This is a genomic window from Pseudomonas sp. 3296, from assembly GCF_031456615.1.
In the GTDB taxonomy this organism is placed as follows: Bacteria; Pseudomonadota; Gammaproteobacteria; order Pseudomonadales; family Pseudomonadaceae; genus Aquipseudomonas; species Aquipseudomonas mucoides.
This window is the reverse complement of sequence record NZ_JAVDUY010000003.1, coordinates 172,635-189,483: the sequence shown is the minus strand read 5'-3', so window position 1 is coordinate 189,483 and position 16,849 is coordinate 172,635. Positions and strand designations below refer to the sequence as shown.

The 16,849-nt window shown below is 59.2% G+C and carries 14 protein-coding genes; 13 read left to right on the top strand and 1 reads right to left on the bottom strand.

Annotated features, from left to right (window positions below):
* Positions 1 to 57: 57 nt before the first annotated feature.
* The 8 genes from dnaE (at position 58) to ispD (ending at position 11,496) form a co-directional block, all read left to right on the top strand.
* The gene (gene dnaE / locus J2X66_RS09140; RefSeq protein WP_310263351.1) at positions 58 to 3,579 is read left to right on the top strand and encodes a DNA polymerase III subunit alpha; all 3,522 of its coding nucleotides are present in this window, start codon (positions 58 to 60) and stop codon (positions 3,577 to 3,579) included.
* A gap of 151 nt (positions 3,580 to 3,730) precedes the next feature.
* Positions 3,731 to 4,678: an acetyl-CoA carboxylase carboxyltransferase subunit alpha gene (locus J2X66_RS09135; protein WP_027924984.1), complete on the top strand. Its 948-nt coding sequence runs from the start codon at positions 3,731 to 3,733 to the stop codon at positions 4,676 to 4,678.
* 132 nt (positions 4,679 to 4,810) lie between these two features.
* Positions 4,811 to 6,139, top strand: a complete 1,329-nt coding sequence (gene tilS / locus J2X66_RS09130) for a tRNA lysidine(34) synthetase TilS (RefSeq protein ID WP_310263347.1) — start codon at positions 4,811 to 4,813, stop codon at positions 6,137 to 6,139.
* A gap of 274 nt (positions 6,140 to 6,413) precedes the next feature.
* Positions 6,414 to 8,045 (top strand): CTP synthase, encoded by a 1,632-nt coding sequence (locus J2X66_RS09125; RefSeq protein ID WP_027924986.1) that lies wholly within the window; start codon positions 6,414 to 6,416, stop codon positions 8,043 to 8,045.
* 5 nt (positions 8,046 to 8,050) lie between these two features.
* Positions 8,051 to 8,896, top strand: a complete 846-nt coding sequence (gene kdsA, locus J2X66_RS09120) for a 3-deoxy-8-phosphooctulonate synthase (RefSeq protein WP_046029210.1) — start codon at positions 8,051 to 8,053, stop codon at positions 8,894 to 8,896.
* 156 nt (positions 8,897 to 9,052) lie between these two features.
* The gene (eno, locus tag J2X66_RS09115; RefSeq protein ID WP_310263344.1) at positions 9,053 to 10,342 is read left to right on the top strand and encodes a phosphopyruvate hydratase; all 1,290 of its coding nucleotides are present in this window, start codon (positions 9,053 to 9,055) and stop codon (positions 10,340 to 10,342) included.
* Between the two features lie 171 nt (positions 10,343 to 10,513).
* Entirely contained in the window at positions 10,514 to 10,792 is a 279-nt protein-coding gene (ftsB, locus tag J2X66_RS09110; protein ID WP_027924988.1) for a cell division protein FtsB, read from the top strand.
* Positions 10,789 to 11,496, top strand: a complete 708-nt coding sequence (gene ispD, locus J2X66_RS09105) for a 2-C-methyl-D-erythritol 4-phosphate cytidylyltransferase (protein ID WP_310263341.1) — start codon at positions 10,789 to 10,791, stop codon at positions 11,494 to 11,496. The genes ftsB and ispD overlap by 4 nt, the downstream gene beginning before the upstream one ends.
* Positions 11,497 to 11,546: 50 nt before the next feature.
* On the opposite strand, the gene J2X66_RS09100 is transcribed toward ispD, so the two are convergent.
* On the bottom strand, positions 11,547 to 12,443 hold the full coding sequence (locus J2X66_RS09100; RefSeq protein WP_027924990.1) for a LysR substrate-binding domain-containing protein: 897 nt from the start codon (positions 12,441 to 12,443) through the stop codon (positions 11,547 to 11,549).
* A 107-nt stretch (positions 12,444 to 12,550) separates the two neighbouring features.
* Between J2X66_RS09100 and J2X66_RS09095 the strand changes: the two genes are divergently transcribed.
* Genes J2X66_RS09095 through surE form a run of 5 tightly spaced genes read left to right on the top strand, consistent with a single transcriptional unit; the run spans position 12,551 to position 16,836 of the window.
* The gene (locus tag J2X66_RS09095; RefSeq protein ID WP_310263338.1) at positions 12,551 to 13,663 is read left to right on the top strand and encodes an S-(hydroxymethyl)glutathione dehydrogenase/class III alcohol dehydrogenase; all 1,113 of its coding nucleotides are present in this window, start codon (positions 12,551 to 12,553) and stop codon (positions 13,661 to 13,663) included.
* Positions 13,664 to 13,671: 8 nt separating this feature from the next.
* Positions 13,672 to 14,517 carry an S-formylglutathione hydrolase gene (fghA, locus tag J2X66_RS09090; RefSeq protein WP_310263336.1) on the top strand — a complete coding sequence of 282 codons (846 nt, stop codon included), beginning with the start codon at positions 13,672 to 13,674 and terminating at the stop codon, positions 14,515 to 14,517.
* A 53-nt stretch (positions 14,518 to 14,570) separates the two neighbouring features.
* Positions 14,571 to 15,044 (top strand): 2-C-methyl-D-erythritol 2,4-cyclodiphosphate synthase, encoded by a 474-nt coding sequence (ispF, locus tag J2X66_RS09085; protein WP_310263334.1) that lies wholly within the window; start codon positions 14,571 to 14,573, stop codon positions 15,042 to 15,044.
* The gene (truD, locus tag J2X66_RS09080; RefSeq protein WP_310263332.1) at positions 15,041 to 16,099 is read left to right on the top strand and encodes a tRNA pseudouridine(13) synthase TruD; all 1,059 of its coding nucleotides are present in this window, start codon (positions 15,041 to 15,043) and stop codon (positions 16,097 to 16,099) included. Before ispF ends, truD begins: the two co-directional genes overlap by 4 nt.
* The gene (gene surE / locus J2X66_RS09075) at positions 16,087 to 16,836 is read left to right on the top strand and encodes a 5'/3'-nucleotidase SurE (RefSeq protein WP_310263330.1); all 750 of its coding nucleotides are present in this window, start codon (positions 16,087 to 16,089) and stop codon (positions 16,834 to 16,836) included. Before truD ends, surE begins: the two co-directional genes overlap by 13 nt.
* Positions 16,837 to 16,849: the final 13 nt, after the last annotated feature.

The following is a 16,849-nucleotide window of genomic DNA, read 5'->3' as shown; positions in this document are numbered from 1 at the left end:
CTCAAGGCCCGGTACAATCCGGGCCTTGTTGTCTTCACGTTTCTAGACAGGATCACTATGCCGGCTTCATTCGTTCATCTACGCCTGCACACTGAATATTCCCTGGTCGACGGTCTGGTGCGGATCAAGCCGCTGGTCAAGACCTTGGTCGGCATGAACATGCCTGCCGTAGCGGTCACCGACCAGAACAACATGTGTTCCCTGGTCAAATTCTACAAAGCCGCCATGGGGGCCGGGATCAAGCCGATCTGCGGCGCCGACTTGTGGCTGTCGAACAAGGATCCGGACAACGCCCTGAGCCGGATCAGCCTGCTGGCCATGAACGCGGTCGGCTATCGCAACCTGACCGAACTGATTTCCCGTGGCTTCATCGACGGCCAGCGCAACGGCTCGGTGATCATCGAGCGTGAATGGGTCGCCGAAGCGAGCGAAGGCCTGATCATGCTGTCGGCGGCGAAAGAGGGCGAAATCGGTCTGGCCATGCTCAGTGGCAACCCGGCTGAAGCGGAAAACCTCGCGCGCGAATGGATGGCGGTGTTCCCGGATCGTTTCTACCTGGAAATCCAGCGCACCAATCGCCCCAACGATGAAGAGCAATTGCACGGTGCCGTGGCCCTGGCCGAGAAAATCGGCGCGCCACTGGTCGCGACCAACGATGTGCGTTTCATCAAGCAGGAAGACTTCGCCGCACACGAAACCCGCGTTTGCATTGGTGAGGGCCGGGCCCTCGACGATCCGCGGCGTTCGAAGAATTACAGCGATCAGCAATACCTCAAAAGCGCCGAGGAAATGGCCGAGCTGTTCAGTGATCTGCCTGAAGCGCTGGAAAACACCGTCGAGATCGCCAAGCGCTGCAACATCGAAGTGAAACTGGGCAAGCACTTCTTGCCCAACTTCCCGATTCCCGATGGCATGACCATCGACGAGTATTTCCGCAAAGTGTCGTTCGATGGCCTGGAAGAGCGCCTGACCGTTCTGCTGCCCAAGGACACCACGGAAGACTATGAGGCCAAGCGCCAGGTCTACGTCGATCGGTTGAATTTCGAGCTGGATATCATCATCCAGATGGGCTTCCCCGGGTACTTCCTGATCGTGATGGACTTTATCCAGTGGGCCAAGAGCAACGGCGTGCCGGTAGGTCCTGGCCGGGGGTCGGGTGCCGGGTCGCTGGTGGCCTACGTACAGAAGATCACCGACCTCGATCCGCTGGAATATGACCTGCTGTTCGAACGTTTTCTCAACCCGGAACGGGTATCGATGCCCGACTTCGACGTCGACTTCTGCATGGACGGCCGCGATCGGGTGATTGAATACGTGGCCGAGAAATACGGTCGCAACGCGGTAAGCCAGATCATCACCTTCGGTTCCATGGCGGCCAAGGCTGTGGTGCGGGACGTGGCGCGGGTGCAGGGCAAGTCCTATGGTTTGGCGGATCGTCTGTCGAAGATGATTCCGTTCGAAGTCGGCATGACCCTGGAAAAGGCCTATGAGCAGGAAGAGATCCTGCGTGACTTCATCAAGGTCGATGAAGAAGCCGCCGAAATCTGGGAGATGGCGCGCAAGCTGGAAGGCGTTGTGCGTAACGTCGGTAAACACGCCGGTGGTGTAGTGATCGCGCCGACCAAACTGACCGACTTCTCGCCGATCTATTGCGATGAGGCCGGTGACGGCCTGGTAACCCAGTTCGACAAGGATGACGTTGAAGCCGCCGGTCTGGTGAAGTTCGACTTCCTCGGTCTGCGGACCCTGACGGTTATCGACTGGGCGCTGAAAACCATCAACCGCGACCGCGCCAAGGTCGATCAGCCGCCGCTGGACATTGCGTTCATTCCGCTGGACGACAAGCCGACCTACACGCTGCTGCAAAAAGCTGAAACCACGGCGGTGTTCCAGCTCGAATCCCGCGGCATGAAGGAGCTGATCAAGAAGCTCAAGCCCGACTGCCTGGAAGACTTGATCGCACTGGTGGCCCTGTTCCGTCCGGGCCCGTTGCAATCGGGCATGGTGGACGACTTCATCAACCGTAAGCACGGTCGCGCCGAACTCGCGTACCCGCACTCGGATTACCAGTACGAAGGCCTCAAACCGGTACTGGCACCGACTTACGGCATCATCCTGTATCAGGAACAGGTGATGCAGATTGCCCAGGTCATGGCCGGTTACACCCTCGGTGGTGCGGACATGCTGCGTCGGGCCATGGGTAAGAAAAAGCCCGAAGAAATGGCCAAGCAGCGCGGCGGTTTCATTGAAGGTTGCGCGACCAACAACATCGACGCCGACCTTGCCGGTAACATTTTCGACCTGGTAGAGAAGTTCGCCGGTTACGGCTTCAACAAATCCCACTCCGCGGCGTATGGCCTGGTGTCGTACCAGACCGCGTGGCTGAAAACCCATTACCCGGCGCCGTTCATGGCGGCGGTGCTGTCGGCGGACATGCACAACACCGACAAGGTCGTGACCTTGATCGAAGAAATTCGCAGCATGAAGCTGCGTCTCGACGCGCCGGATGTGAATGCCTCCGAGTTCAAGTTCACGGTGAATGACGAAGGCCGGATCATTTACGGTCTCGGCGCGATCAAGGGTGTGGGTGAAGGCCCGGTGGAAGCGATCACCGAGGCGCGCCAGGACGGTCCGTTCAAGGACCTGTTCGATTTCTGCGCCCGCGTCGATCTCAAGCGGATCAACAAACGTACCCTCGACGGATTGATCCGTAGCGGTGCGCTGGATCGTCTGGGGCCTTGTTTCCATGACGAACCGAAAGCCTATCAAGCGAGCATCGACCAGAATCGCGCGGTACTGCTGGCGGCAATGGAAGGGGCGATCAAGGCTGCCGAACAAACCGCACGCACCCAGGACAGTGGCCATGCGGACCTGTTCGGCGGGCTGTTTGTCGAAGAAGACGCGGACGTCTACGCCAGTCATCGCAAGGCGAAGGAACTGACGCTCAAGGAACGGCTGAAAGGCGAGAAAGACACTCTGGGCCTGTACCTGACCGGTCACCCGATTGACGAATACGAAGGTGAAATCCGTCGCTTTGCCCGGCAGCGCATCATCGACCTGAAGCCGGCGCGCGATACCCAGACCGTCGCCGGCATGATCATTGCCCTGCGCGTGATGAAGAACAAAAAGGGCGACAAAATGGGTTTCATCACCCTTGATGACCGCTCCGGACGGATCGAGGCGTCGCTGTTTGCCGAGGCGTTCCATACCGCGCAATCGCTGTTGCAGACGGACGCGATGGTGGTGGTCGAAGGCGAAGTCAGCAATGACGACTTCTCCGGCGGCCTGAAGCTGCGGGTCAAGCGCGTGATGAGCATGGAAGATGCGCGCACCAACCTTGCCGAAAGCCTGCGCCTGAAGCTGCAGACCAAGGATTTGAAGGGCGATCAGCTACGCTGGCTGGGTGAGTTGTTCAAGCGGCATCGCGGCGCATGCCCTATCACCATGGAGTACACGAGCCCAGATGCGAAGGCCTTGCTGCAGTTTGGCGAGACGTGGCGAATCGATCCGGCGGATGCGTTGATTCAAGCCTTGCGTGACCAGTTCGGGCGAGACAACGTCTTCCTCCAATACCGTTGACGGTCAGGTGGCATTCTTGTGATTAAGAGCTACCCCTGATCTCGACCCAATTTTTAATCTCGACCTGAACGCGCCTGTCCCTTAAGGTAGGGCGCGAATAGACAACCGGCCGGCCCAAGCTCTCTTGGACGTCGACCCAAGACGGACGCCTATGAACCCGAATTTTCTAGATTTCGAACAGCCGATCGCCGACCTGCAAGCCAAGATCGAAGAGTTGCGCTTGGTCGGTAACGACAATTCGCTGAATATCGGCGATGAGATCTCCCGCCTGCAGGACAAGAGCAGCACGCTGACCGAAGACATCTTCGGCAAGCTGACCAGCTGGCAGATCGCACGTCTGGCGCGTCACCCGAAACGTCCTTATACCCTGGACTACATCGAACACATCTTCACCGAGTTCGATGAGCTGCACGGTGACCGTCACTTCTCCGATGACGCTGCCATCGTGGGTGGTATCGCCCGTCTGGACGACCAGCCGGTGATGATCATCGGTCACCAGAAAGGCCGTGAAGTGCGCGAGAAAGTTCGCCGCAACTTCGGCATGCCGCGTCCGGAAGGCTACCGTAAGGCGTGCCGCCTGATGGAAATGGCCGAACGCTTCAAGATGCCGATCCTGACCTTCATCGACACCCCGGGCGCTTACCCTGGTATCGACGCTGAAGAGCGTAACCAGAGCGAAGCGATCGCCTGGAACCTGCGTGTCATGTCGCGCCTGAAAACCCCAATCATCGCCACCGTGATCGGTGAAGGTGGTTCCGGTGGTGCGTTGGCGATTGGCGTTTGCGATCAGTTGAACATGCTGCAGTACTCGACCTACGCGGTGATTTCGCCGGAAGGTTGTGCCTCGATTCTGTGGAAAACCGCCGAGAAAGCCCCGGACGCCGCGGAAGCCATGGGCATCACCGCCGAGCGCCTGAAAGGCCTGGGTATCGTGGACAAGGTTATCAGCGAACCATTGGGCGGTGCACACCGTGACCCGGCCGCTGCGGCCGCCTCGATCCGTGCCGAGCTGAGCTCGCAACTGGCGATGCTGAAGAAGTTCGACAACGACGCGCTGCTGGCCCGTCGTTACGCGCGACTGATGAGCTACGGTCTCTGATCTGACCTCGCTTTTCCCATGTGGGAGCGAGTCTGCTCGCGATGGCGGCTTAACATTCAACTAATCTGTTGGCTGTTAGATCGCTATCGCGAGCAGGCTCGCTCCCACATTTGTTTTGTGCAAGGGAACGCCATGAGTCGGCCAATGATTGATCTGCCTGCCAGGCTTTTGCTGAATCTGAAACCGTGGCGCAATGCTTCGGCCTGGCGCATCGCCTTTAGTGGTGGGCTCGATTCCACCGTCCTCCTGCACTTGCTCGCCCACCTGGCAAAAACCGAATCCCTGCCTGCGCTCAGCGCTATGCATGTCCATCACGGCCTTCAGGTCGCGGCTGATGCGTGGCCGGCACATTGTCAGGCCGTCTGTGATGTCTTGGGAGTGCCGCTACACGTCGTTCATGTTCAGGTTCAGCCTGGCGCCAGCCTTGAGCGTGCTGCCCGGGATGCGCGCTATGGCGCATTCGTTGAAGCCATTCGGGCCAATGAACTGCTGCTGACCGCCCAGCACCGTGACGATCAGGCGGAAACCCTGTTGTTTCGGCTGTTGCGCGGGGCAGGGGTGAGAGGCTTGTCGGGGATGCCGAGAGTCCGTCCGTTTGGACGGGGCCATCTGCTGCGACCCTTGCTGGACGTGAGTCGCGCTGAGCTTGAAGCCTATGCCGCAGAACATCAGCTGAACTGGATTGAAGACCCTTCCAACCAGGATCGGCAGTTTTCGCGCAACTACCTCCGGCATCAGGTGTTCCCGGTATTGACCGAGCGCTGGCCGCAAGCGATGGCGACCATGGCTCGCAGCGCCGCGCACTTGAGCGAAGCGCAGGCATTGCTGGATGAGCTGGCGCAAATCGATCTGGCCGAAGCGACGACGGTCAATGATTTTGACTGGCTGGGCGTGGCCTCGTTGGCGCTCGCTCCTCTTTTACAACGTTCCGCCGCTCGCCAGCGCAATGCGCTAAGCCATTGGCTCGCAGCGCTGACCCGTTTGCCGGACAGCGACCATTGGTCGGGTTGGGAGGATTTGCGTGACGCTACGGGTGATGCCCGTCCGGTCTGGCGGCTGGCGGATGGCGAGCTGCATCGCTCGGCCGGGCGTATCTGGTGGCTGTCGGGCTGTTGGCTGCGCAATCCGCCGCCTGCCGTGCAGTGGGCTGAACCTTCGAAGCCACTGACATTACCGGAAAATGGTGTGCTCACGCTCACCGGACAAATCCCCGATGGCCCGCTGCAAATCCGCTATCGTGAGGGTGGTGAGGTCATGCATTTGGCTGATCGCGGCCACCGAGACCTCAAGCGTTTGCTCAATGAACGCGGGGTTCCAGGCTTCGCCCGTGGCAGATTGCCGCTGCTCTGGCGCGGCGAGCAATTGCTGGCAGTAGCCAATGTACGGGGCTTGAATGGCAGTGGGCAGGACGGCTGGCATTTGCATTGGCAGCCACCTGGCGAAGATCAAGGTTTGAGCTGAAAGGGGCTTTCCGGTAGACTACGCTCCCTTCTTGATACAACTTCTGTGGATTCGCCTGAATTGCAGGAGTTGCCGATTACCAAGCAGTCTTTGCTGGGCGATTCCAAAAAATGTGTAGCGAGCAACGCACCGGTGTTTCACCTGCCGGTCTGTCCCAACGCGGCGGTTTTTTTGAAAGGTGCACTGTGATTAATGCAGGTGATCGGGGGCTTCGGCCTTCCTTCGCTTTCCCCGGCGGCTCGGACCGCTTTAACGCAGACTTCTAGGGTTTTTCATGACGCGCTACATATTCGTCACGGGCGGTGTTGTTTCTTCATTGGGGAAAGGCATCGCATCGGCTTCATTGGCGGCCATCCTGGAGGCGCGGGGACTTAAGGTCACCATGCTGAAGCTGGACCCGTACATCAACGTTGACCCGGGCACCATGAGCCCGTTCCAGCACGGTGAAGTGTTCGTCACCCATGACGGCGCCGAGACCGACCTGGACCTGGGCCACTACGAGCGGTTCATCCGCACGACCATGACCCAGAACAACAACTTCACCACCGGCCGTGTCTACGAGCACGTGCTGCGCAAAGAGCGCCGTGGTGATTACCTGGGCGCAACCATCCAGGTGATCCCGCACATCACTGACGAAATCAAGCGCCGGATCATCAAGGGCGCCGGCGATGCCGACGTGGCGATGGTCGAGATCGGTGGCACCGTGGGTGACATCGAGTCGCAACCGTTCCTGGAAGCGATCCGCCAATTGCGTTTCGAAGTCGGCGCCAAGCGCGCGATGCTGATGCACCTGACATTGGTGCCATACATCGCCACGGCCGGCGAAACCAAAACCAAGCCGACCCAGCACTCGGTCAAGGAACTGCGTTCCATTGGCCTGCAACCGGACGTGCTGGTTTGCCGTTCCGATCACCCGATCGACATCTCTTCGCGCCGCAAGATCGCGCAGTTCACCAACGTTGAAGAACGTGCGGTGATCGCGCTGGAAGACGCCGACACCATCTACAAGATCCCGGGCATCCTGCACTCTCAGGGCCTGGATGATTTCGTCGTCGAGCGTTTCGGCCTGCAATGCGGCAGCGCTGACCTCTCCGAGTGGGAAGCGGTGGTTGACGCCAAGCTGAACCCGGAGCACGAAGTGACCATCGCGATGGTCGGCAAGTACATGGAACTGCTGGATGCCTACAAGTCGCTGATCGAAGCGATGAGTCACGCCGGCATCAGCAACCGCACCAAGGTCAACCTGCGCTACATCGATTCCGAAGACATCGAAAACCAGGGCACCGCGCTGCTGGAAGGTGTTGACGCGATCCTCGTACCTGGCGGCTTCGGTCTGCGTGGCGTGGAAGGCAAGATCACCGCCGTTCAATACGCTCGCGAAAACAAGGTTCCATACCTGGGTATCTGCCTGGGCATGCAAGTGGCCGTGATCGAGTTCGCTCGTAACGTGCTGGGCTGGAAAGACGCCAACTCCACCGAGTTCGATCGTGCCAGCGGCCATCCGGTCGTGGGCCTGATCACCGAGTGGGAAGATGCTACCGGCGCGGTCGAAACCCGTACCGAATCGTCTGACCTGGGCGGCACCATGCGCCTCGGTGCTCAGGAGTGCCTGCTGGAGCCGGGTTCGCTGGTGCATGACTGCTACGCCAAAGACGTCATCGTCGAGCGTCACCGTCACCGCTACGAAGTGAACAACAACCTGCTGCCGCAGATTATGGAAGCCGGCCTGAAAATCACCGGTCGTTCCGGTGATGGCGCGCTGGTTGAAGTGGTCGAAGCCCCGGATCATCCATGGTTCGTCGCTTGCCAGTTCCACCCTGAGTTCACCTCGACGCCACGCGACGGTCACCCGTTGTTCAGCGGTTTCGTTAAAGCAGCATTGATTCAACACCAGAAGAAGGCATAAATCTGATGGCGCAGAAGATCATCCGCGTAGGCGATATCGAGATTGCCAACGACAAGCCAATGGTGCTTTTCGGTGGCATGAACGTGCTGGAAAGCCGCGACATGGCGATGCAGGTCTGCGAAGAGTATGTGAAGGTTACCGAGAAACTCGGCATCCCCTATGTGTTCAAGGCCAGCTTCGACAAGGCCAACCGTTCCTCCGTGACCTCTTACCGTGGCCCCGGCCTGGAAGAAGGCATGCGGATTTTCCAGGACATCAAGCAAGCCTTCGGCGTGCCGATCATCACCGACGTCCACGAGCCTGACCAGGCCGCTATCGTCGCTGAAGTCTGCGACATCATTCAGTTGCCGGCCTTCCTGTCGCGCCAGACCGACCTCGTGGTCGCGATGGCCAAGACCGGCGCGGTGATCAACATCAAGAAAGCCCAGTTCCTCGCACCGCACGAGATGAAACACATCCTGAGCAAGTGCGTGGAAGCGGGCAACGATCAGTTGATCCTCTGCGAGCGCGGTTCGAGCTTCGGCTACAACAACCTGGTCGTCGACATGCTCGGCTTCGGCATCATGAAGCAGTTCGAATACCCGGTGTTTTTCGACGTGACCCACGCGCTGCAAATGCCCGGTGGTCGCTCCGATTCCGCCGGTGGTCGTCGTGCCCAGGTGACTGACCTGGCCAAGGCTGGCATGAGCCAGTCGCTGGCCGGCCTGTTCCTCGAAGCCCACCCGGACCCGGACAACGCCAAATGCGACGGCCCTTGCGCCTTGCGTCTGGACAAACTGGAGCCATTCCTGGCCCAGCTCAAAGCGTTGGACGAACTGGTGAAGAGTTTTCCGACGGTAGAAACCGCGTAAACCTCAATTCTCCGGTAAAGTACCGCACGATTTGTTGCTCAGGCCCTCGGGCCTGAGCCTTATCGTCCGCAAGTCTGCCCGCTGTACACCACTTGCCGACGGTAAAAGATTTCCTCTAGCTGCGTCGTTTTCGTCAACTTTGGAGTGTTTACAACAATGGCAAAAATCGTCGACATCAAAGGTCGTGAAGTTCTCGACTCCCGTGGCAATCCCACCGTGGAAGCGGACGTGCTTCTCGATAACGGCATCATCGGCAGCGCCTGCGCGCCGTCCGGTGCTTCCACTGGCTCGCGTGAAGCGCTCGAGCTGCGTGATGGCGACAAGAGCCGTTACCTGGGCAAAGGCGTTCTGAAGGCCGTGGCCAACATCAACGGTCCGATCCGTGAACTGTTGAAAGGCATGGACCCAAGCGACCAGAAAGCGCTGGATCACGCGATGATCAAGCTCGACGGTACCGAAAACAAAGGTTCCCTGGGCGCCAACGCGATCCTCGCCGTATCCCTGGCTGCGGCCAAGGCAGCAGCACAGGACCAGGACCTGCCGCTGTACGCTCACATCGCCAACCTGAACGGCACCCCGGGTGTTTACTCGATGCCGGTTCCGATGATGAACATCATCAACGGTGGCGAACACGCCGATAACAACGTCGACATCCAGGAATTCATGGTTCAGCCGGTTGGCGCCAAGTCTTTCTCGGAAGGCCTGCGCATGGGCACCGAAATTTTCCATCACCTCAAAGCTGTGCTGAAGGCTCGTGGCCTGAGCACTGCTGTTGGTGACGAAGGTGGTTTCGCGCCGAACCTGGCTTCCAACGAAGACGCGTTGAAAGTGATCTCCGAAGCCGTGGCCAACGCCGGTTACAAGCTGGGCACCGACGTGACCCTGGCTTTGGACTGCGCGGCGAGCGAGTTCTACGAAGACGGTAAATACAACCTGTCCGGTGAAGGCCAGGTGTTCACCGCTGAAGGTTTCGCTGATTACCTCAAAGGCCTGACCGAGCGCTATCCGATCATCTCGATCGAAGATGGCCTGGACGAGTCCGACTGGGCTGGCTGGAAAATCCTCACCGACAAGATCGGCGAGAAGACCCAACTGGTAGGCGACGACCTGTTCGTGACCAACACCAAGATCCTGAAAGAAGGCATCGATAAAAAGATCGCCAACTCGATCCTGATCAAGTTCAACCAGATCGGCACCCTGACCGAAACCCTGGAAGCCATCCAGATGGCCAAGGCCGCTGGTTACACCGCCGTGATCTCGCACCGCTCCGGCGAAACCGAAGATTCGACCATCGCCGACCTGGCTGTGGGCACCTCGGCTGGCCAGATCAAGACCGGTTCCCTGTGCCGTTCCGACCGCGTATCCAAGTACAACCAACTGCTGCGTATCGAAGAGCAGTTGAATGGAAAAGCCAAGTACAACGGGCGTGCCGAGTTCCGCGGTTGATCGATTGCTGGTAAAAAGACACCGGATTGTGTCGGAAAAATCGCTACAGCGACGTTTTTGCCACTAATCTGATGCCTTATAAGCACAAGCCTGGATTTTCCAGGCTTCGTGCTATCAGAAGCTTCAATGTTTTTGCATGGCTGTCTTTTTTCACTGGAAACCTGATATTCGATGCGCAGTCCCAATTGGTTGTTCCTCGTCTTGCTCTTGTTGCTGGCTGGCCTGCAATACCGCCTTTGGGTGGGTAATGGCAGTCTGGCGCAAGTGGCAGAGCTGACTCAGCAGATCAAGGATCAACAGGCTGAGAACGAAGGGTTGCTCGAGCGCAATCGGGTCATGGACGCCGAAGTCGGTGAGTTGAAAAAAGGCATGGAGACCGTCGAAGAACGGGCTCGCCATGAGTTGGGCATGGTCAAGGACGGTGAAACTCTTTACCAGTTGGCTCGATGAATTCCCCATTACCGGCCTTCTGGGCCGTGATTCCTGCCGCGGGCGTCGGTGCCCGTATGGCCGCAGACCGTCCCAAGCAATACTTGCAACTGGGTGGGCGCACTATTCTCGAACACAGCCTCGGCTGTTTCCTTGATCACCCGTCCCTGAAGGGGCTGGTGGTCAGTCTTGCTGTTGATGATCCCTATTGGCCAAACCTGGCCTGTGCTGGCGACTCGCGAATTCAGCGGGTTGACGGCGGTGCCGAGCGTTCCGGGTCGGTGCTGAATGCGTTGCTGCATTTGCATGCGTTGGGTGCTGATGATGAAGACTGGGTGTTGGTGCACGATGCTGCGCGCCCGAATCTGAGTCGTGACGATCTGGACAAGTTGCTGTGTGAGCTGGCAGATGATCCGGTCGGCGGGTTGCTGGCGGTTCCGGCGTGCGACACCCTCAAGCGGGTCGACAAACATGGGCGTGTGGTTGAAACCGTGGACCGCAGCGTGATTTGGCAGGCTTATACGCCGCAGATGTTTCGCCTGGGTGCCTTGCATCGGGCGCTGGCCGACAGTCTGGTGGCGGATGCGGTAATCACTGATGAAGCGTCGGCGATGGAGTGGTCGGGTCTGGCGCCGCGTCTGATTGAAGGCCGGTCCGATAACCTCAAGGTTACGCGTCCTGAAGACCTCGAATGGCTTCGTCAGCGCTGGGTTAATCGCCGCTGAATTCTTCGCTGACTGTTCAACCGCCATCGCGAGCACAGGCAACAAATAACTTAGCTCCGATACTCCGGCCGCTCAGCCAGCCCCTCCTTCAAATAATCCACCAACTTGCGCACCTTGGGCGACAGATGCCGCTGCTGCGGATAAAGCGCCCATACCGCCGTGTTAGGCGGTTGATGCGCATCCAGCAGCGAAATCAATTCGCCGCTTTTCAAATGTTCCAGCACGTAATAGTCCGGCAACTGACACAACCCCACGCCCTGTAGCGCCGCATCCAGCACCGCTTGCCCACTGTTGCAGCGCCAGTTTCCCTGGACCCGCTGCGAAAATTCCCGCCCGTTCTGTTCCAGTTGCCACATGTCCGAGCTGCCAATGAGGCAGTTGTGGCGGCTCAGTTCCGACAAGCTGTGCGGGCGGCCATAGCGTTCCAGGTAGGAGGGCGATGCGCACAGGTACATGCGTCGTGGTGCCAGACGTGTAGCGACCAATCGCGAATCCTGTAGCCTTCCAAGGCGAATCGCCAAATCCAGGCCTTCGTGCACCAGATCGAGCGGGCGGTTGCTCAGTTCGATATCGACACGCAGCTGTGGGTAAAGCCCCATGAAGCGCGTCACCAGCGGCACGATGAATCGTTCTCCGTACGCCACGGCGCAGGTCATGCGCAGCATGCCTTTGGGTTCGCTGGTCAAGTCGCCCACTGCGCGTAAAGCTTCTTCGCGACCGTCTTGCAGGCGCTGGCAATGTTGCAGGAAGGTTTGCCCGGCTTCGGTCAGCGTGACCCGGCGGGTGCTGCGGTACAGCAAACGAGTTTGCAGGCGCTCTTCAAGGCGTACGATTTGTCGACTGATATGGGAGGAAGAAACCCCGAGACGCTCCGCTGCGGCCGTAAATTGACTGCATTCAGCCACGGCGACGAATTCGTCGATCCCTTCCCAGCGGCTTTCGGCCATGGTTGATTATCCCTATATGGCAATAATGTTTTGCTTTTGTCCTGATTATTCACCGTAAAGCCGTGTATTACACTTCCTGTCTCGTTTTTATTCGCTGGAGAATCCACATGATCAAGTCGCGCGCTGCCGTTGCCTTCGAGGCCAAGAAACCCCTCGAGATCGTCGAAGTCGATGTCGCCATGCCCAAGGCCGGCGAAGTTCTGTTGCGTGTGGTTGCCTCCGGTGTCTGCCATACCGATGCCTACACGCTGTCCGGCGCGGATCCGGAGGGTATCTTCCCGTCGATCCTCGGTCACGAAGGTGGCGCGGTGGTAGAAGCGATCGGCGAGGGCGTGACCTCGGTTGCGGTGGGCGATCATGTGATCCCCCTGTACACCCCGGAATGCCGCCAGTGCAAATTCTGCCTGTCGGGCAAAACCAACCTGTGTCAGGCGATTCGCGCGACCCAAGGCAAAGGCCTGATGCCGGATGGAACCTCGCGCTTTTCCTACAAGGGTCAGTCGATTTTCCACTACATGGGCACGTCGACATTTTCCGAATACACCGTGTTGCCGGAAATCTCGGTCGCCAAGATTGCTAAAGAAGCGCCACTGGAAAAAGTCTGCCTGCTGGGCTGCGGTGTCACCACCGGCATCGGCGCGGTGCTCAATACGGCCAAGGTGAAACCGGGTGATACCGTGGCCATTTTCGGTCTCGGCGGCATTGGTCTGTCGGCGGTGATTGGCGCGGTAAAAGCCAAGGCTGCACGCATCATCGCCATCGACATCAACCCGGCCAAATTCGAGATTGCCAAGCAGTTGGGTGCAACCGACTGCGTAAACCCGAAAGACTTCGACCGTCCGATCCAGGAAGTCATCGTCGACATGACTGATGGCGGCGTCGACTTCTCCTTCGAGTGCATCGGCAATGTGCAATTGATGCGCGCCGCCCTTGAGTGCTGCCACAAGGGCTGGGGCGAGTCGGTGATCATCGGTGTCGCCGGTGCCGGTCAGGAAATCTCCACGCGTCCATTCCAGCTGGTCACCGGTCGCGTCTGGCGCGGTTCTGCGTTCGGCGGCGTGCGTGGCCGTACCGAGTTGCCAAGCTACGTCGAAATGGCCGAGACCGGCGAAATCCCGCTGGACACGTTCATCACCCACACCATGGGCCTGGAAGATATCAACAAGGCGTTCGACCTGATGCATGAAGGCAAGAGCATCCGTTCCGTCATCCATTTCTGAGGTCGGTCATGAGCCTGGAAAATATCTCCTGCCAGAAAAGCTTCGGTGGCTGGCACAAACGTTACCGGCACCGGTCAGACGTGCTCGGCTGCGACATGGTGTTTGCCGTATACCTGCCGCCTCAAGCGGAGCAGGGCGGCAAGCTGCCGGTGCTGTACTGGTTGTCCGGCCTGACCTGCACCGACGAAAACTTCATGCACAAGGCCGGCGCCCTGCGCATGGCTGCCGAGCTGGGTTTGATCATCGTCGCGCCGGACACCAGTCCGCGCGGTCCTGATGTCCCGGGTGATCCGGACGGCGCCTGGGACTTCGGCCTCGGTGCCGGTTTTTATCTGAATGCAACCCAGGAGCCGTGGTCGCGACACTATCGGATGCATGACTATGTCGTGCAGGAATTGCCGACATTGGTCGAAGCTCATTTCCCTGCGTCGGACAAACGTGGCATCAGCGGTCACTCCATGGGCGGCCACGGTGCGCTGGTGTGCGCGTTGCGTAATCCGGGGCGTTATCAGTCGGTGTCGGCGTTCTCGCCGATCAACAATCCAATGGACTGCCCGTGGGGTCAGAAGGCCTTCTCTCGTTATCTCGGTGAAGACCGTTCGAAGTGGCGCGAATGGGATGCGTGTGCCCTGATCGCCGAGGCTGACGAGAAGCGGCCGCTGCTGGTCGATCAAGGTGATCGCGACGATTTCCTCGCCACCCAGCTCAAGCCTGAAGCCTTGCAACAGGCCGCCAAACTGGCCGGTCATCCGCTGACGTTGCGCCTGCAACCCGGCTATGACCATAGCTATTTCTTCATCGCCAGTTTCATCGACGACCACTTGCAACATCATGCGCGCGCTCTAGGCGCCTAATGTTCGACAAAGCAGGTAGAATCACGCCCTGACAAAAATCGGGGCGTTTTTTTATGCGTATTGGCCACGGCTATGATGTGCACCGTTTCGCTGAAGGCGATTTCATTACTCTGGGCGGTGTGCGCATTGCACACGGCTTCGGGCTGCTCGCTCACTCCGACGGTGACGTCCTGCTGCACGCCTTGAGCGATGCCTTGCTCGGCGCTGCTGCGCTGGGTGATATCGGCAAACATTTCCCGGACACTGACCCGACCTACAAGGGCGCCGACAGCCGTGTGCTGTTGCGTCACGTTGTCTCGCTGATCCACGCCAGGGGCTGGAAAGTCGGCAACGTCGATAACACCATCGTTGCCCAGGCGCCGAAAATGGCCCCGCATATCGAATCGATGCGCGCGCTGATTGCCGCGGATCTTCAAGTTGAGTTGGATCAAGTGAACGTGAAAGCTACCACCACCGAAAAGCTTGGCTTTGTCGGTCGCGAAGAAGGCATTGCCGTGCACGCCGTTGCCTTGTTGCTGCGCGCATGAACGAATCGCAATTGCTTGGCCCACGGGCCTATGGTGACGCTCTCGGCACTGCTGTTCTGAAAGCCACGGCAGAAGATTTCCAGGTCGATGAAGTGCTCAACATCCCCCTCAGCGGTGATGGCGAGCATTTGTGGATCTGGGTGGAAAAGCGCGGGCTGAATACCGAAGAAGCGGCACGGCGAATCGCCAAGGCAGCGGGCGTGCCATTGCGCACCGTCAGCTATGCCGGGCTCAAGGACCGTCAGGCGCTGACGCGCCAATGGTTCAGTGTACAGCTGCCCGGCAAGGCTGATCCCGATTTGTCGGCAGCAGAAAACGACACGCTGAAAATCCTCAAGACCGGTCGGCACAAACGCAAGCTGCAACGTGGCGCTCACTCGGCCAATGGCTTCACGTTGCGCCTGACGCAATTTGCTGGCGACAAAGCCGCGATTGAAGAACGACTGCAGCTGATTGCCAAGCAAGGTATTCCCAATTATTTCGGCGCCCAGCGTTTCGGCTTTGACGGCGGCAACGTGGTCGATGCCCGTGCCTGGGCCGCGCGCAAGGCGTTGCCGGAGCAGCGCAACGTGCGTTCGCGCCTGCTCTCGACGGCGCGCAGTTTCCTGTTCAACCAGGTGTTGGCGGCGCGTGTTGCCGACGGTACCTGGCAGCAAGCCCTGGTTGGCGATCTGCTGGCCTTCACCGACAGCCGCAGCTTCTTTCCGGCCGGTGAAGCGGAGTGCAGTGACCCGCGACTGGCGATTCTCGACTTGCACCCGACCGGCCCGCAGTGGGGCGAAGGTGACTCGCCGGCATCAGGCGGTGTCCATGAACTGGAGCAGGCAATCGCCGCGCGCGAAGCGGAGCTGCGCGATTGGTTGATTAACGCCGGAATGAGCCACGAACGTCGCATCCTGCGGCTGCCCATTGGCGGGTTGACGTGGCATTATCCCGAGCCTGACATTCTGCAACTGGAATTCGTCCTCCCGGCCGGATGCTTTGCCACCGTATTGGTGCGCGAGCTTGTTGATCTGGTGCCGGTGGGGCAGACGGACAGCCCATGCGTATTCTGATTTCTAACGACGATGGGGTAGCCGCACCCGGACTCGCCGCGCTTTATGCTGCGCTGGCGGATTACACCGAATGCGTGGTTATCGCCCCGGACCAGGACAAAAGCGGCGCCAGCAGTTCGCTGACGCTCGACCGTCCGTTGCACCCGCAAACCCTGGCCAACGGCTTCATCAGCTTGAACGGCACACCCACCGATTGCGTGCACTTGGGCCTTAACGGCTTGTTGGAGCAGCAACCGGACATGGTCGTCTCGGGGATCAATCTCGGCGCCAATCTGGGCGATGACGTGTTGTATTCCGGTACGGTGGCGGCGGCCCTTGAAGGGCGTTTTCTTGAGCGTCCTTCGTTTGCCTTTTCATTTGTCTCGCGACAAATAGAAAACCTTCCTACTGCCGCCTACTTTGCGCGCAAGTTGGTTGAAGCCCATGGCGATCTCGACCTGCCACCGCGCACGGTACTGAATGTGAACATTCCCAACTTGCCGCTGGACCATATCCGCGGTATTCAGCTGACCCGCCTCGGGCATCGCGCACGTGCTGCGGCGCCGATGAAAGTGGTCGATCCGCGGGGCAAGTCCGGTTACTGGATCGCCGCCGCCGGGGATGCTGAAGATGGCGGCCCGGGCACCGATTTCCATGCGGTGATGCAGGGCTATGTTTCGATCACTCCGCTGCAACTGGATCGCACCTTCAACGATGCCTTCAGAAGTCTCGATGGCTGGCTGGAGGGGCTGCGCTAATGTCTCGTGAACA

What these genes read in the sequence shown, in the direction of transcription:
- eno (WP_310263344.1), top strand. Translation starts at nt 9,053, where the DNA reads ATGGCAAAAATCGTCGACATCAAAGGTCGTGAAGTTCTCGACTCCCGT.
- J2X66_RS09135 (WP_027924984.1), top strand. Translation starts at nt 3,731, where the DNA reads ATGAACCCGAATTTTCTAGATTTCGAACAGCCGATCGCCGACCTGCAA.
- ispD (WP_310263341.1), top strand. Translation starts at nt 10,789, where the DNA reads ATGAATTCCCCATTACCGGCCTTCTGGGCCGTGATTCCTGCCGCGGGC.
- ftsB (WP_027924988.1), top strand. Translation starts at nt 10,514, where the DNA reads ATGCGCAGTCCCAATTGGTTGTTCCTCGTCTTGCTCTTGTTGCTGGCT.
- kdsA (WP_046029210.1), top strand. Translation starts at nt 8,051, where the DNA reads ATGGCGCAGAAGATCATCCGCGTAGGCGATATCGAGATTGCCAACGAC.
- tilS (WP_310263347.1), top strand. Translation starts at nt 4,811, where the DNA reads ATGAGTCGGCCAATGATTGATCTGCCTGCCAGGCTTTTGCTGAATCTG.
- fghA (WP_310263336.1), top strand. Translation starts at nt 13,672, where the DNA reads ATGAGCCTGGAAAATATCTCCTGCCAGAAAAGCTTCGGTGGCTGGCAC.
- ispF (WP_310263334.1), top strand. Translation starts at nt 14,571, where the DNA reads ATGCGTATTGGCCACGGCTATGATGTGCACCGTTTCGCTGAAGGCGAT.
- dnaE (WP_310263351.1), top strand. Translation starts at nt 58, where the DNA reads ATGCCGGCTTCATTCGTTCATCTACGCCTGCACACTGAATATTCCCTG.
- truD (WP_310263332.1), top strand. Translation starts at nt 15,041, where the DNA reads ATGAACGAATCGCAATTGCTTGGCCCACGGGCCTATGGTGACGCTCTC.
- surE (WP_310263330.1), top strand. Translation starts at nt 16,087, where the DNA reads ATGCGTATTCTGATTTCTAACGACGATGGGGTAGCCGCACCCGGACTC.
- J2X66_RS09125 (WP_027924986.1), top strand. Translation starts at nt 6,414, where the DNA reads ATGACGCGCTACATATTCGTCACGGGCGGTGTTGTTTCTTCATTGGGG.
- J2X66_RS09095 (WP_310263338.1), top strand. Translation starts at nt 12,551, where the DNA reads ATGATCAAGTCGCGCGCTGCCGTTGCCTTCGAGGCCAAGAAACCCCTC.
- J2X66_RS09100 (WP_027924990.1), bottom strand. Translation starts at nt 12,443, where the DNA reads ATGGCCGAAAGCCGCTGGGAAGGGATCGACGAATTCGTCGCCGTGGCT.